The organism is Streptomyces sp. NBC_01520, assembly GCF_045040375.1.
In the GTDB taxonomy this organism is placed as follows: Bacteria; Actinomycetota; Actinomycetes; order Streptomycetales; family Streptomycetaceae; genus Streptomyces.
In genome coordinates this window covers 3,098,551-3,112,991 of record NZ_CP109404.1, presented here as the reverse complement: position 1 = coordinate 3,112,991, position 14,441 = coordinate 3,098,551, and the positions used below count along the sequence as shown (strand labels likewise).

12 protein-coding genes are annotated in these 14,441 nt (G+C 71.6%); 11 read left to right on the top strand and 1 reads right to left on the bottom strand.

All coding sequences use genetic code 11. The features are described from left to right. Positions 1-56: 56 nt before the first annotated feature. From OG524_RS14115 to OG524_RS14085, 7 genes are all read left to right on the top strand, one after another. Entirely contained in the window at positions 57-1,031 is a 975-nt protein-coding gene (locus OG524_RS14115) for a LysR family transcriptional regulator (protein WP_405390463.1), read from the top strand. 166 nt (positions 1,032-1,197) lie between these two features. Beyond that, positions 1,198-1,839 carry a hypothetical protein gene (locus OG524_RS14110; protein WP_405390464.1) on the top strand — a complete coding sequence of 214 codons (642 nt, stop codon included), beginning with the start codon at positions 1,198-1,200 and terminating at the stop codon, positions 1,837-1,839. After that, positions 1,840-4,038 carry a glycosyltransferase gene (locus OG524_RS14105; protein WP_405390465.1) on the top strand — a complete coding sequence of 733 codons (2,199 nt, stop codon included), beginning with the start codon at positions 1,840-1,842 and terminating at the stop codon, positions 4,036-4,038. After that, positions 4,035-5,486: an acyltransferase gene (locus OG524_RS14100; protein ID WP_405810479.1), complete on the top strand. Its 1,452-nt coding sequence runs from the start codon at positions 4,035-4,037 to the stop codon at positions 5,484-5,486. The genes OG524_RS14105 and OG524_RS14100 overlap by 4 nt, the downstream gene beginning before the upstream one ends. A gap of 152 nt (positions 5,487-5,638) precedes the next feature. Continuing rightward, the gene (locus tag OG524_RS14095) at positions 5,639-6,970 is read left to right on the top strand and encodes a nitrate/nitrite transporter (RefSeq protein WP_405390467.1); all 1,332 of its coding nucleotides are present in this window, start codon (positions 5,639-5,641) and stop codon (positions 6,968-6,970) included. Between the two features lie 130 nt (positions 6,971-7,100). Beyond that, on the top strand, positions 7,101-8,243 hold the full coding sequence (locus OG524_RS14090; RefSeq protein ID WP_405810476.1) for a uroporphyrinogen-III synthase: 1,143 nt from the start codon (positions 7,101-7,103) through the stop codon (positions 8,241-8,243). A 20-nt stretch (positions 8,244-8,263) separates the two neighbouring features. Continuing rightward, positions 8,264-8,827 (top strand): GNAT family N-acetyltransferase, encoded by a 564-nt coding sequence (locus tag OG524_RS14085; RefSeq protein WP_405390469.1) that lies wholly within the window; start codon positions 8,264-8,266, stop codon positions 8,825-8,827. Here the strand turns inward: OG524_RS14085 and OG524_RS14080 are convergent. Next, complete coding sequence (locus OG524_RS14080; RefSeq protein WP_405810474.1) at positions 8,760-9,383, bottom strand: GNAT family N-acetyltransferase; 624 nt, start codon at positions 9,381-9,383, stop codon at positions 8,760-8,762. The genes OG524_RS14085 and OG524_RS14080 overlap by 68 nt on opposite strands. A 114-nt stretch (positions 9,384-9,497) precedes the next feature. Between OG524_RS14080 and OG524_RS14075 the strand changes: the two genes are divergently transcribed. From OG524_RS14075 to OG524_RS14060, 4 genes are all read left to right on the top strand, one after another. Further along, on the top strand, positions 9,498-10,088 hold the full coding sequence (locus tag OG524_RS14075) for a CGNR zinc finger domain-containing protein (RefSeq protein ID WP_405390471.1): 591 nt from the start codon (positions 9,498-9,500) through the stop codon (positions 10,086-10,088). A 258-nt stretch (positions 10,089-10,346) separates the two neighbouring features. Next, positions 10,347-10,934 carry a sigma-70 family RNA polymerase sigma factor gene (locus OG524_RS14070; RefSeq protein WP_405390472.1) on the top strand — a complete coding sequence of 196 codons (588 nt, stop codon included), beginning with the start codon at positions 10,347-10,349 and terminating at the stop codon, positions 10,932-10,934. Next, on the top strand, positions 10,931-11,803 hold the full coding sequence (locus OG524_RS14065; RefSeq protein WP_405390473.1) for an anti-sigma factor family protein: 873 nt from the start codon (positions 10,931-10,933) through the stop codon (positions 11,801-11,803). The genes OG524_RS14070 and OG524_RS14065 overlap by 4 nt, the downstream gene beginning before the upstream one ends. An 84-nt stretch (positions 11,804-11,887) precedes the next feature. Then, positions 11,888-14,266 carry a HelD family protein gene (locus OG524_RS14060; protein ID WP_405390474.1) on the top strand — a complete coding sequence of 793 codons (2,379 nt, stop codon included), beginning with the start codon at positions 11,888-11,890 and terminating at the stop codon, positions 14,264-14,266. Positions 14,267-14,441 lie beyond the last annotated feature (175 nt).

The window sequence follows — 14,441 nt, the reverse complement described above, 5'->3', positions numbered from 1 at the left end:
TACCGTCCAACACCTGCTTCGCACCGATTCACGCACCCTTGTTGTAAATTCGGCGCGTGCCTTCCTCCTCCGCCACCGATCCCCGGCTCCTGCGCGCCTTCACGGCCGTGGCCGAGGAGCTGCACTTCACCCGCGCCGCAGCCCGGCTCTTTGTCGCGCAGCAGGCGCTGAGCCGGGACATCCGCCGGCTGGAGCGCGAGCTCGGCAGGGAGCTCTTCGTCCGCACCACCCGCCAGGTGTCGCTCACCCCGGACGGGGAACGCCTCCTCCCGTACGCCCGGCAGGTGCTCGCCGCGCATGCCGAGCTGTCCGCGGCCTTCACCGACCCCGCCGCCCGTCCGCTGCTCGTCGACGTCAACACCGACGGCGGGACCGCGGCCCGGGTGCTGGCCAGGGCGCGCGAGCTCGCACCCGAGTGCGAGCTGATGGCGCGATTCGAGAGCGGACTGACCTGGGCGGCCGACGAGGTGCTCGCCGGGCGCCTCGACGTCTCCTTCGGCCGGGCCGCCGGACTCGACCCGGGAGTGCTCGCCCGGCTCTCGGTACAGCCTGTGCGGTACGAGCCGATGGCCGTCCTGCTGCCGCACGGTCATCCACTCGCCGGGCGTGAGGTCGTCGCCCTGGCCGACCTGTCCGGGGAAACCGTCTACGCGGGGGCAGGCAATGCGCGCACGCGGGAGTGGACAGATCTTGCCGCACGGTTGTTCGGCGAGTGGGGCATCGTGCTGGCCCCACCCGCTCCGCTGGCGGTCGGCATGGCCGAATTCCAGCGGGTGATGGCGAAGTCCGGGAACCCGGTACTGGTCGTCGTGGACTTCGTTCCGCTTCCCGGCACGGTGGTCCGTCCCTTGGTGCGACCGGTGCCGTTGTCCCCGCTGGTGATGGTGCGGCGGACCGGGCCGGACCATCCCGGTCTGACCGCGCTCCGCGCCGCGGCGGTCGAACTAGCTGCAACAAAAGGATGGATGCAACGGCCATCTGGATCTTGGCTGCCGGAAATCGATGCGTCACTCATGCTTCGCTGTTCCTGAGCAAGACGTACCGGGAGGGCCGGTCGGTCGCCGTCGTGCGCTACATTCGGGGTTCCGGGCGCACGGGGACATGTGCTGTGCCGACGGGGTGGCGGCCCTGTCCGACAGTAAGAATCCAGTCATTCCCGCGCACCTGCTTCATTGAGTGGGGGATGTGCGAACACCTGTGGAAAATTGGCGTGAAGGTACCCGTACCGGGCACACGCACGAGCCGAACGACGTCACCGTCCGGCTGGACGGACTCGGTCGGCAGCTGGCCGAACTGCCTGTGGAACCCAGCCCTCCGGACCCCTCCGAGGGCCCGGTCTTCGTCGACGAGAGCGGTCGCCGCGGCAAGACGTACCGGCGCCTGGGATGGGTGCTCGCCGCGATCTGCGCCGTCTACGCGGTGACGCTGGTGGTGGCCGTGCTCGGCGGGAACTCCACCGCCCCCCGGCTGCCCCTCTCCGGGCAGGAGGAGAAGCAGGCCGGCGACATCGAGGTGGGGCCCGCACCGACCGACGCCGACGAGGTGTCCGCGAGCCCCGGGGCCACACCCACCGCCTCCGTATCCGCCCCGGTCGCGGACGGCGCCGCGAGCCCGTCCGCCTCCGCGTCCGTGGCGGGACCGCCCGGCACGGCGGCCTCCGCGTCCGCCTTCGTGACACCCCCCAGGGGCGACGGTGCGAAGCCCGATCCCGGGACCTCGGTGTCCGCGTCACCGGCCGGCAGCCCCTCGCCGTCCGACACCGAACCTCCCGTCGTGGTGAGTCCGCCCCCGTCCGAGGACCCCTCGGTTCCGCCGGTGGAAGAAGAAGGCACCCAGTAGATGACAACCCCCGTCCCGCGGGGCAGGCACAACCATAGGAAGAAGCGGACCGTCCGGCGCAGGCTCCCGATGCGCTATCTGCTCCCGTCACTCCTTCTCGTCGCCCTGCTCGCCATGCTGATGCTGCGCGGATACGTGCACAGTGAAATCCTCGCCGACCACCGCGTCCAGGCCCCGGCTCCCACCACACAGGTCCCCGCCGACGTCCTCGACGGCGGGCCGGTCATAGACGCCCGTACGCCCGGTGGGGCCGCCAAGACCCTCCGGATACCCGACCACAGGATCGTCCTGACCTTCGACGACGGCCCGGACCCCGTCTGGACCCCGCGGGTCCTGGACGAGCTCAAGAAGTACGACGCGCACGGCGTCTTCTTCGTCACCGGCACCATGGCCTCGCGCTACCCGGACCTCGTACAGCGCATGGTCGACGAGGGGCACGAGATCGGGCTCCACACCTTCAACCACCCCGATCTGTCCTTCCAGTCCGCCAGCCGCATCGACTGGGAGCTCTCCCAGAACCAGTTGGTGCTGGCGGGTGCGGCCGGCATCCGCACGTCCCTCTTCCGCCCGCCGTACTCCTCGTTCTCCGACGCCATGGACAACAAGTCCTGGCCGGTCACGCAGTACATCGGCAGCCGCGGCTACCTCACCGTCGTGAACAACACCGACAGCGAGGACTGGAAGCGCCCGGGTGTCCGCGCCATCATCGAGCGGGCCACGCCCAAGGGCGGCAAGGGCGCCGTCATCCTGATGCACGATTCAGGCGGCGACCGGTCCCAGACCGTGGCAGCCCTGGGGGAGTTCCTCCCGCGGATGCAGGAGCGGGGCTACGAGTTCACCCACCTCACGGCCGCCCTCGGGGCCCCCAGCGCGCACACCCCGGTCACCGGGTTCGCTCTCTGGAAGGGCAAGGCGTTCGTCTTCGCCGTGGACATCTCCGAGCGGATCACCGGTGTGCTGGTGGTCGGCCTCGCGGTCATCGGCGGTCTGGTGCTCGTCCGTTTCGGGCTGATGCTGCTGCTCTCCTTCCTGCACGCGAGGAAGGTCCGCCGCAAGGACTTCAGCTGGGGCGAGCCGTTCACCCGCCCGGTGACGGTCCTCGTCCCCGCGTACAACGAACGCGAGTGCATCGCGGCCACCGTGCGGTCGCTGGTGGCCAGCGACTATCCGATCGAGGTCATCGTCATCGACGACGGCTCGACGGACGGAACGGCCGACTTCGTCGACGCGATGTGGATCCCGAACGTCCGGGTCGTCCGCCAGCAGAACGGGGGCAAGCCCGCGGCGCTGAACAACGGCATCGTGAACGCCCGCCACGACATCGTCGTGATGATGGACGGCGACACGGTGTTCGAACCCTCCACCGTGCGTGAGCTCGTACAGCCCTTCGCGGACCCCCGGGTCGGGGCGGTCGCGGGCAACGCCAAGGTCGGCAACCGTGACTCGCTGATCGGCGCCTGGCAGCACATCGAGTACGTGATGGGCTTCAACCTCGACCGCAGGATGTACGACCTCCTGGGCTGCATGCCCACCATCCCCGGTGCGGTCGGTGCCTTCCGCCGGGAGGCACTGGACCGGATCGGCGGCATGAGCGAGGACACCCTCGCCGAGGACACCGACGTCACCATGGGGCTGCACCGCGACGGCTGGCGCGTCGTCTACGCGGAGAACGCCCGGGCCTGGACCGAGGCCCCGGAGTCCGTGCAGCAGCTGTGGTCGCAGCGCTACCGCTGGTCGTACGGCACGATGCAGGCCATCTGGAAGCACCGCCGTGCGGTCGTCGAGCGCGGGCCCTCGGGCCGCTTCGGACGCGTCGGACTGCCGTTCGTCTCCCTGTTCATGGTGGTCGCCCCGCTGCTGGCCCCCCTGATCGACGTCTTCCTGCTGTACGGACTGGTCTTCGGCCCGACGGGGAAGACGGTCGCCGCCTGGTTCGGCGTCCTGCTGGTGCAGGCGGTCTGCGCCGCGTACGCCTTCCGGCTCGACCGGGAACGCATGACCCATCTGATCTCCCTGCCGCTCCAGCAGATCCTCTACCGGCAGTTGATGTACGTCGTGCTGCTCCAGTCCTGGATCACCGCTCTCACCGGCGGCCGGCTGCGCTGGCAGAAGCTGCGCCGTACGGGAGTGGTGGAGGCACCTGGCGGGACACCGAACCGCCGCAAGGACGCGGAGAAGGACCGGAGGCCGGTCGCATGACCCACCCGAACCAGCCCCGACAGGACGGCCACGACGGCTCCCGGCCGCCGGAGGGCGGTGCGTTCCCGGGGCAGGGCAGTGCGTACCCGGCGTGGGACGGCGCGTTCCCGGGGCAGGGCAGTGCGTACCCGGCGGAGGGCGGTGCGTTCCCGGGGCAGGGCAGTGCGTACCCGGCGTGGGACGGCGCCCACGCGGCGCACGCCGGGGCCTTCCCGGGGCAGAGCGGGCAGACCCGTACCGCCCCGGACCCCGCCACCCGCCGGGCAGCGGCTGCCCCGCTCCGACCGGACCCGGAGGCCGCCGAAGCACCCGTACCACCCGCCCGCCCGGGACGGGACCGCTATCTCGACCTCCTCCGGGCCGTCGCGCTCGTCCGCGTCGTCTTCTTCCACCTCTTCGGCTGGGCCTGGCTGACCGTCCTCTTCCCGTCCATGGGCGTCATGTTCGCCCTGGCCGGTTCGCTGATGGCCCGCTCGCTGGCCCGCCCCGCGGGCGGTGTCATCCGCGGGAGGCTGCGCAGGCTGCTCCCTCCCATGTGGGCGTTCTCGCTCCTCATGGTGCCCGTGATGTTCGCGCTGAGCTGGAAGCCCGTCCGGGAGGAGGGGCTGTGGTGGTTCGTCAAGATCGGCTGCTACCTCCTTCCCGTCGGCTCCCCTCCGTATCCCGAGGAGAACGGCTCCGCCGGCGGATGGCTGGAGGTGTCCTGGGCGGACCAGGCGGTGGGGCCGCTCTGGTACATCCGGGCCTACCTCTGGTTCGTGCTCGCCTCGCCCCTGCTGCTCAAGGCGTTCCGCAGGCTGCCGTGGGTGACGCTCCTCGCGCCGATCGGCCTCACCGCCGTGATCGGCACGGGCCTGGTGACCGTGCCCGGGATGCTCGGCGACGGGCTCGTCGACTTCGCGGTGTTCGGGTCCTGCTGGATCCTGGGCTTCGCACACAACGACGGGCTGCTCAAGGAGATCCCGCGCTACCTGGCGGTGTCGTCCGCCGCGATCGTCATGGGCTTCGGCCTGTGGTGGGCGTCCGGCCACCTCACCGAGGAGGGCTGGAACCTGGACGAGATCCCGCTCGCCCAGGCCACCTGGTCCCTCGGCTTCTGCGCGATCCTGCTGATCTACGCCCCGTCCTGGAAGCAGCTCCCCGGCAGGCTCGCCGGCTGGGACGGCCTGGTCACGCTGGCCAACAACCGGGCCGTGACGATCTACCTCTGGCACAACCTGCTGCTGATGGCCGCCGCCCAGCTCGTCGACGAGCTGTGGGCGATCCCGTGGTTCGGCGACGCGTTCGGCACGTACATCGAGAAGTCGTACGACGGGATCGTCCTGATCCTGATCTGGCCGCTGATCGGACTGGCGATCCTGGCGTTCGGCTGGGTCGAGGACGTCGCGGCCAAGCGACGGCCGCGCCTGTGGCCCAACGGGACGGACCGGCGCGGCAGCCGGGCCTGAACCCTTCCGGGGGTGCGGCGGGCCCGGGCTCACCGCACCCCCGGCGGCCGAGTGAGAGCAAGGTTGCGCACCGGTCACCTCGCGGCACCGCACCGAAACGAGCGTTCCCTAGCGTCGGCGGCACAACACCCCGACCCCTGTGGAGGCGCGTGATGGCCGGTCGTTGGATCGAGCAGTGGGAGCCGGAGGACGAGACCTTCTGGCGTGAGTCGGGCGAGCGCGTCGCCCGGCGGAACCTGTGGTTCTCCGTGCTCTCGGAGCACATCGGATTTTCGATCTGGTCCCTGTGGTCCGTGATGGTCCTCTTCATGGGGCCGGAGTACGGGATCGACCCCGCCGGGAAGTTCTTCCTGATCTCCACGGCCACCCTGGTCGGTGCCGTCGTCCGGGTGCCGTACACCTTCGCGGTCGCGCTGTTCGGCGGGCGCAACTGGACCGTGGTCAGCGCGCTGACGCTGCTGGTACCGACCGTCGCCGCCTTCGTGGTGATGGAGCCCGGGACCTCGTACACCACCTTCATCGTCGTCGCCGCGCTCACCGGAATCGGCGGCGGCAACTTCGCCTCCTCGATGACGAACATCAACGCCTTCTTCCCGCTGCGGAAGAAGGGCTGGGCGCTCGGGCTCAACGCGGGCGGCGGCAACATCGGGGTGCCGGTCGTCCAGCTCGTCGGCCTGCTGGTGATCGGCACGGCCGGCGCCGCGTACCCGCGGATCGTGCTCGGCGCCTACATCCCGCTGATCATCGTCGCCGCGCTCTTCGCCGCCTTCCGCATGGACAACCTCCGGCCCGTCCAGAACGACACCGGGGCCGCTCTCCAGGCCGTACGCGACCCGCACACCTGGATCATGTCGGTGCTCTACATCGGCACCTTCGGCTCGTTCATCGGCTACAGCTTCGCCTTCGGACTCGTCCTGCAGACGCAGTTCGGCCGCACCCCGCTGCAGGCCGCTTCGCTCACCTTCATCGGCCCGCTGCTCGGCTCCCTGATCAGGCCCGCGGGCGGCTGGCTCGCCGACAAGTACGGCGGCGCCCGGATCACGCTGTGGAACTTCGCCGCGATGGCCGCCGCGACCGGTGTCGTCGTATACGCCTCCGGCATCGAGTCCCTCGGCGTCTTCCTCGTCGGATTCATCGCGCTGTTCGTGCTGACGGGACTCGGCAACGGCTCGACGTTCAAGATGATCCCGGGCATCTTCCACGCCAAGGGTGTCAGCAAGGGCCTGGACGGTGAGGACGCTCTCGCGTACGGACGACGGCTGTCCGGGGCGGCCATGGGCCTCATCGGGGCGGTCGGGGCCCTCGGCGGCCTCGCGATCAACCTCGCCTTCCGCCAGTCCTTCGCGACCTCGGGTGCCGGGACGGCCGCCTTCTGGTCCTTCCTGGCCTTCTACGCCGTCTGTTTCACCCTCACGTGGGCGGTATACCTTCGCCGGACGGTGGCCGTGCCGGCGAAGCCCCAGCTCAGCTACGCCGAGGTGTGAGGATGACCATCGGGCGTCGTACGACGTAACGGGTGGGAAATGTGGGTGAACCGAGTCTGTCACGCAGGGTTGGCAGTCTCGGTCCTCCGCACCATCGAGCAGCAGCGGGACGAGAGCCGGGTATCACGCCATGCACGACGACGCACAGCACGGGCCCCTCGCGGGCTTCACGGTCGGGGTGACCGCGGCCCGTCGCGCGGAGGAGCTCGGGACGCTCCTCCGGCGCAGGGGCGCCGCTGTACTGCACGCACCCGCACTGCGGATCGTTCCGCTCGCGGACGACAGCGAACTCCTGGCCGCCACCAAGGAACTGATCGACGACACACCCGATGTCGTGATCGCCACCACCGCCATCGGCTTCCGGGGCTGGGTGGAGGCCGCCGACGGCTGGGGCATCGGGGACCAGCTCCTGAACCTGCTGCGCGGCGTCGAGCTCCTCGCCCGCGGACCCAAGGTCAAGGGCTCCATCCGGGCCGCCGGGCTCACCGAGGCCTGGTCGCCCGGTTCCGAATCGATGGCCGAGGTCCTTGACCGGCTGCTGGGCGAAGGGGTCGAGGGCCGGCGGATCGCCCTCCAGCTGCACGGCGAACCGCTGCCCGGATTCGTCGAGTCGCTCCGGGAGGCGGGTGCCCAGGTCGTCGGCGTCCCCGTCTACCGGTGGATGCCGCCCGAGGACATCGCCCCCCTCGACCGGATGCTGGACGTCACCGTCGCCCGCGGCCTGGACGCCGTCACCTTCACCAGCGCCCCCGCCGCCGCCTCGTACCTGAACCGTGCCGATGCCCGCGGACTCCTCCCGGAGGTGCTGTCCGCCCTGCGCCACGACGTGGTCACGGCCTGCGTCGGACCTGTCACCGCCCTGCCCCTGCAGGCCATGGGCATCGACACCGTCCAGCCGGAGCGCTTCCGGCTCGGCCCGCTCGTCCAGCTGCTCTGCGTCCAGCTGCCGGCCCGTGCCCGTACCCTCCCGGTCGCCGGGCACCTGGTCGAGATCCGGGGTCACGCCGTGCTGGTCGACGGCACCCTGCGCCCCGTACCGCCCGCCGGGATGGCCCTGCTGCACACACTGGCCCGCCGGCCGGGCTGGGTGGTGTCGCGCGCAGACCTGCTGCGGGCCCTGCCGGGCAGCGGAACGGACGAGCACGCGGTGGAGACGGCGATGGCCCGGCTCCGTACGGCCCTGGGTGTGCCGAGGCTGATCCAGACGGTCGTCAAACGCGGTTACCGGCTGGCGCTGGACCCGTCGGCGGACACCAAGTACGCGGATTCCTGACCGGTCGGTACCGTGCGGGGATGATCAACGACATTCACCCGCTGACCGCGGGCGTCCGGCTGAGGCCCGCGACGCTCGGCGACGCCGAGTCCTTCGCCGAGACCCTGACCCGCAGCCGGGCGTACATGCGCCGCTGGGAGCCCGTGCGGCCCGAGGCCTACTTCACCGTGCAGGGCCAGGCCCAGCGCCTGACCGGGCTGCTGGCGGACCGGGACGCCGGGCGTGCCATGCCCTGGGTGCTGGCCGACGAGGAGGACCGGGTGGTGGGCGCGATGACGCTCGCGTCGATCGAGCGCGGGCCGTTCCGCAACGCCCGGCTCGGCTACTGGGTCGACGTCGACCGGGCGGGCCAGGGCCTGGCGACCGCCGCCGTCGGCCGGGTCTGCGAGACGGCGCGGGACGAGCTCGGGCTGCACCGCGTCGAGGCCGGCACGGTCGTGGACAACACGGCCTCGCAACGGGTCCTCGCGAAGGCCGGGTTCGAGCACATCGGTACGGCGCCGCGCTACCTCCACATCAACGGAGCGTGGCAGGACCACCGGCTGTTCCAGCGGATCCTGCACGACGGCCTGCCGCAGGCATGAGCGCCTCCCGCGGTGCGCGGGGTGCGTGCCGGACGTGCCGGTGGCCGTCCAGCGGGTACTCCGGGGGCAGCGCGGGCACGACCTCGGCGAGCGCGTAGCCGGACTTCTCCGCGACCCGGCAGGACGCCGCGTTGTCCACCTGGTGCAGCAGCTCCAGCCGCCGCAGGCCCTCCCCGGCGAACGTGCCGAACGCCCAGTCGGTGAGCGCCCCGAGCGCCCGCGACGCGACGCCCCGGCCTCGGGCCGCCGCCGAGGTCCAGTAGCCCGCCTCGGCGCTCTCTGCACCGGGCACGGGGCGCTTCAGGGCGAGGTTGCCGACGAGTTCGCCGCCACGCGCCGTGTCCGTCACGGCGAAGCTGAGCCGGCTGCCGGACACCCAGCCCTCCCGCTGGGCCTCGATCCACCGCTCCGCGTCCGCGGCGCCGGACACCTGGGTGCGCAGCCAGTGCCGCATCGACGGGTCGTCGTACGCCGCGAGGAGCGCGGGGATGTCGTCCTGGCGCCAGGGGCGCAGCAGCAGTGGTCCGGCGGTCAGGGTGACTGTTTCGTTGTCCACGCGGATACGTTACGGCGGCGTCCCGGGCGGCAGGAGGGGTTCCGGGGCGGTCCGGGGACGGGCACTCTGGAAGTGGTGACTTCCCACCGGTGACCCCGAGGCGGTGACAGGCTCATGGCGGCGGGCACAGGCTCGTACGGCCGGCGGTTCGACTCCGGTCGGATCTGCCTGGACCTGGTGGCGACGGCGGCGGGGACCTCCGGTGCGTGTGAGCAACTGGACGGCCCCGCACGGCTCGCCGAGTGGCTGGTGGCGTCGCGGCTGGTTCCGAGGGGGACGCCGCTGACGTCCGTGGACGACACCTGGGTGGCGCGCTTCTGGCAGTTGCGCGCGTGCGTCGACCGGCTGATGACGGCGGAGCTGGCCGGCGGCAGCGCCGACGGCCCGCTGGACCGCGTCAACGCCCTCGCGGCCGGGGCGACTCCGGGCCTGCGGGCCGTCCGGGGAAAGGGCGGCGTGCTCGTACGGGTGCTGAGCGCGGACCCCGCGTGCGGGACGCTGCTGGCCGCGGTGGCCCGGGACGCCGTGGAACTGCTGACGGACCCGGTTGCCCGGGCGGGGCTGCGGCGCTGCGAGGGCGACGCCTGCCGGCGGCTCTACCTGGACACGTCGCGGGGGCGCCGGCGCCGCTGGTGCTCCAGCGAGGTCTGCGGCAACCGGGAGCGCGTGGCCCGGCACCGCCGCCGTGTGAAGGCCGTGACCTGACCATCTGAGCCGTCCCCCGACCTCCGTGTGAAGGCCGTGACCTGACGACGTGAGCCGTCCCCCGACCTCCGTGTGAAGGCCGTGACCTGACGACGTGAGCCGTCCCCCGACCTCCGTGTGAAGGCCGTGACCTGACCATGTGAGCCGTCCCCCAACCCCCGGGCCGTGAAAGAAAGTTCCGGACCCGTTGAATGATCCGGCGCCCGCTCCCGTATCGATGGTCACAGAGCTCGACAGGGTCTCGACCGGGAGGTTCGGGTGCGCAAGGATGCGGCCGTGGCCGATGACCGTCCGCACAGGGCCCGACATCGCAGTGAACCGCCCCGCTCCGCCTCCGACGTCCCCGACGAGGAGCTGATGCGGGCGCTCTACCGCGAACATGCCGGTCCTTTGCTGGCCTATGTGCTCCGACTCGTCGCCGGTGACCGGCAGCGGGCCGAGGACGTGGTGCAGGAAACGCTCATCCGTGCCTGGAAGAACGCCGGTTCGCTCAACCGGGCCACCGGCTCCGTCCGCCCCTGGCTGGTGACGGTCGCCCGGCGCATCGTCATCGACGGCCACCGCAGCCGGCAGGCCCGGCCGCGCGAGGTCGATCCGTCGCCGCTGGAGGTCATTCCCGCGGAGGACGAGATTGACAAGGCGTTGTGGCTGATGACGCTCTCGGACGCGCTCGACGATTTGACCCCGGCTCACCGGGAAGCCTTGGTCGAGACCTACTTCAAGGGCCGTACGGTCAACGAGGCCGCCGAGGTGCTCGGCATCCCCAGCGGGACCGTGCGGTCCCGGGTGTTCTACGCACTCCGTTCCATGAAGCTCGCACTCGAAGAGAGGGGGATCACGGCATGAGCGACCACGAGTGGCAGCCGTTCGGGCCCCGGCCGACCGGTCCCCGCGGCCCCTCGGGGCCGTCGGGACCCCCCGGCCCCGCCCCGGGTCCCTTCGAGTTCCCGAGGGAAGGCCCGGAGCACGACGCCGCCGGTGCGTACGTCCTGGGCATCCTCGACGACGCGGAGGCGAGCGCCTTCGAGGCGCACCTGGCGGGATGCGCGCTGTGCACCGCCCACCTCGACGAGTTCGCCGGGATGGAACCCGTGCTGGCGATGCTCGCGGAGGCCCCCGCGGCCGACCCGGGTGCCCGGCCCGTCCCGCACGTCCCGGAGCGTCCGGCGCCCCGGCTGCTCGCCGGCCTGGTCGACGAGGTCGCCCGCAAGCGGGCACAGCGGCGTCGGCGCGGCAGGTACCTTCTCGCGGCGGCGGCGGTCCTCGTGATCGGCGGCCCCGTGATCGCGGTCGTGGCCACGGCGGAGGAGAAGCCGGACAGGCAGGCCCTGGTCGCGCCCCATTCGACGAGCCCCGCCGAGGACGCCTTCTTCAACCACATGAAGGAGAAGGTGCGGGCCACCGACCCCACCACCCGGGTCGGTGCCACGGTCGGCCTGGAGCCCAAGGCCTGGGGCACGCACACGGTCCTGGAGCTGAAGAACGTCAAGGGCCCGCAGAAGTGCAGCCTGATCGCCGTCTCCCGGACCGGCGAGGAGGAGATCGTCACTTCCTGGTCCGTGCCCGTCCGGGGTTACGGGATCGACGGTTCCACGCACGCGAGTGCGAAGGCCCCGCTGTACGTGCACGGCGGCGCGGCGATGGCCCGCGAGGACATCGACCACTTCGAGGTCCGCACTTTCGACGGCGAGCGGCTGGTGGAGATCGACGCCTAAACGCAATCGGAGCGGCAGGTGCGCGTGGGGCCCCCTTTCGCGTACGGTTGACGGCTGCCCAGTGCACGTCAGAAGGGGGCCTCGGTGGCCGCGCAGGATGCCGCTGTCGATTCGTTGCGGGACCGGGAAATCGGTGTCGAGCAAGAACATCTGGACCGGGTCTACCACCGCCTCGAAGAGAAGATCCACGAGGCGGAATTTCTCATGCACGACGCCAGTAAACGGGGCCAGGTCGGTACGCCGGGGGCGCTCGCCGAGCGCGACGCCCAGGTCTTCCGCGCCGGTGTCCACCTCAACCGGCTGAACAGCGAGTTCGAGGACTTCCTCTTCGGCCGGATCGACCTCCTGCTCGGCAAGGACGGTGAACGCGGCCCGGACGGCGCCTTCACCTCCGTCGAGCCGGCCGACGACGCCGTACGGGAGGAGAACACCGCGGACATCGCGGAGACGCTCCACATCGGCCGCATAGGAGTACTCGACTCGGACTACGCGCCCCTGGTGATCGACTGGCGTGCTCCGGCCGCCGCGCCGTTCTACCGGTCGACGCCCAAGGACCCGGGCAGGGTCGTGCGCCGGCGCGTCATCCGCTCCAAGGGCCGCCGGGTCCTCGGGGTGGAGGACGACCTGATGCGCCCGGAGCTGACCGCGCACCTGGGCGGCGACAAGCTGCCCGTGATCGGCGACGGCGCCCTGATGGCGGCGCTGGGCCAGGCCCGCAGCCACACGATGCGGGACATCGTCTCGTCCATCCAGGCCGAGCAGGACATGGTGATCCGGGCCCCCGCCGCCTCCGTCACGGAGGTCTCGGGCGGACCCGGCACCGGTAAGACTGCGGTGGCGCTGCACCGGGCCGCGTACCTGCTCTACCAGGACCGGCGCCGGTACGCGGGCGGCATCCTCGTCGTCTCGCCGACCCCGCTCCTGGTCGCGTACACCGAAGGGGTGCTGCCCTCGCTCGGCGAGGAGGGCCAGGTCGCGATCAGGGCCGTCGGCTCGCTGTCCGACGAGGCGGCGGGGGTCGAGGGGGCGACCACCTACGACGAGCCCGCCGTGGCCCGGATCAAGGGCTCCTCCCGGATGCTGCACGTGCTGCGCAAGGCGGCCCGCGGGGCGCTGGAGCAGTCCGCGCCGCCCCGGCCCGCCGCCCAGGAGGGTCAGCTGGCGTTCGGCGAGGCGGAGGCCGCGGAGGAGCAGGGCGCTCCCACCCGGCTGAGGGTGGTCGCCTTCGGCGCCCGCGTCGAGCTGAACGCGGACGAGCTCCGGCGCATCCGGCACAACGTCCTCGGCGGCACCGCGCCCGTCAACCTGCTGCGTCCGCGCGCCCGCAAACTGCTCCTGGACGCCCTGTGGAGCAAATCCTCGGGCCGGGGCCGCTACACGGACCCCGAACTGGCCGCGGAGCTCCGTTCCTCGTTCGACGAGGACGTCTCCACCGAGACCCCGTTCCTCACCTTCCTGAACGCCTGGTGGCCGGAACTCACCCCTCGTAAGGTGCTGGCCGCGATGGGCGACGAGCGGCGCCTGGGCAGGTGGGCGCGCCGGATCCTCAACCAGGGCGAGGTGCGCCGCCTGGCCCGTGCGCTGAAGCGGCTCGACGAGGACGGCAAGGGCCCGCTCTCCGTCCACGACGTGGCGCTCCTGGACGAGCTGCAGACGCTCCTGGGCACTCCCAACCGCCCGAAGAGGAAGCGTGAGCTCGACCCGCTGGACCAGCTCACGGGCCTGGACGAGCTGATGCCGCAGCGCGAGGAGACCCAGTGGGAGCGGGCCGAACGGCTGGCGGCGGAGCGCACCGAGTACGCCCACGTGATCGTCGACGAGGCGCAGGACCTCACGCCCATGCAGTGGCGCATGGTCGGCCGCCGCGGCCGGCACGCCACCTGGACGATCGTCGGCGACGCGGCGCAGTCCTCCTGGTCGGACCCGGACGAGGCCGCCGTCGCCCGTGACGAGGCGCTCGGCAACCGGCCGCGGCGCCGGTTCACCCTCACGGTGAACTACCGCAACCCGGCGGAGATCGCCGAGCTCGCGGCGAAGGTGCTGACGCTCGCCATGCCGGGGATGGAATCCCCGGTGGCGGTCCGCTCGACAGGTGTGAAGCCGCGCTTCGAGGCCGTACGGGACGGGGATCTCGCAGGGGTGGTCCGGGAGGAGGCCCGCAGGCTGCTCGCCGAGGTGGACGGCACCGTGGGCGTGGTCGTCGCGATGAACCGCCGCTCCGAGGCCCGCGGCTGGCTGGCGGAGCTCGGCGAGCGCGTGGTGGCGCTGGGCAGCCTGGAGGCGAAGGGGCTGGAGTACGACGCCACGGTGGTCGTCTCGCCCGCGGAGATCGCGGACGAGTCACCGGCGGGGCTGCGGGTGCTGTACGTGGCGCTCACCCGTGCGACGCAGCAGCTGACCGTGGTGTCGGGCGAGCGTGACATGCCGGACGAGGACGGCGTGCCGGACCTGCTGAGGGACTGAGAGGGAGGGGCCGCGGCAGTCGGGCGGCCCCTTTTTTCGAGTCAACCCGTCGCACAGGAATCACTTCTCCGGGGTGTTTGTTAGCCTGGAGTCGGCATCGGCTCGATCCAAGCCCCCGGGCCCAACCTTCGTCGCTTCGAGCGACCACTTGCCGCGAGGCGAGCATGGCGGGCCG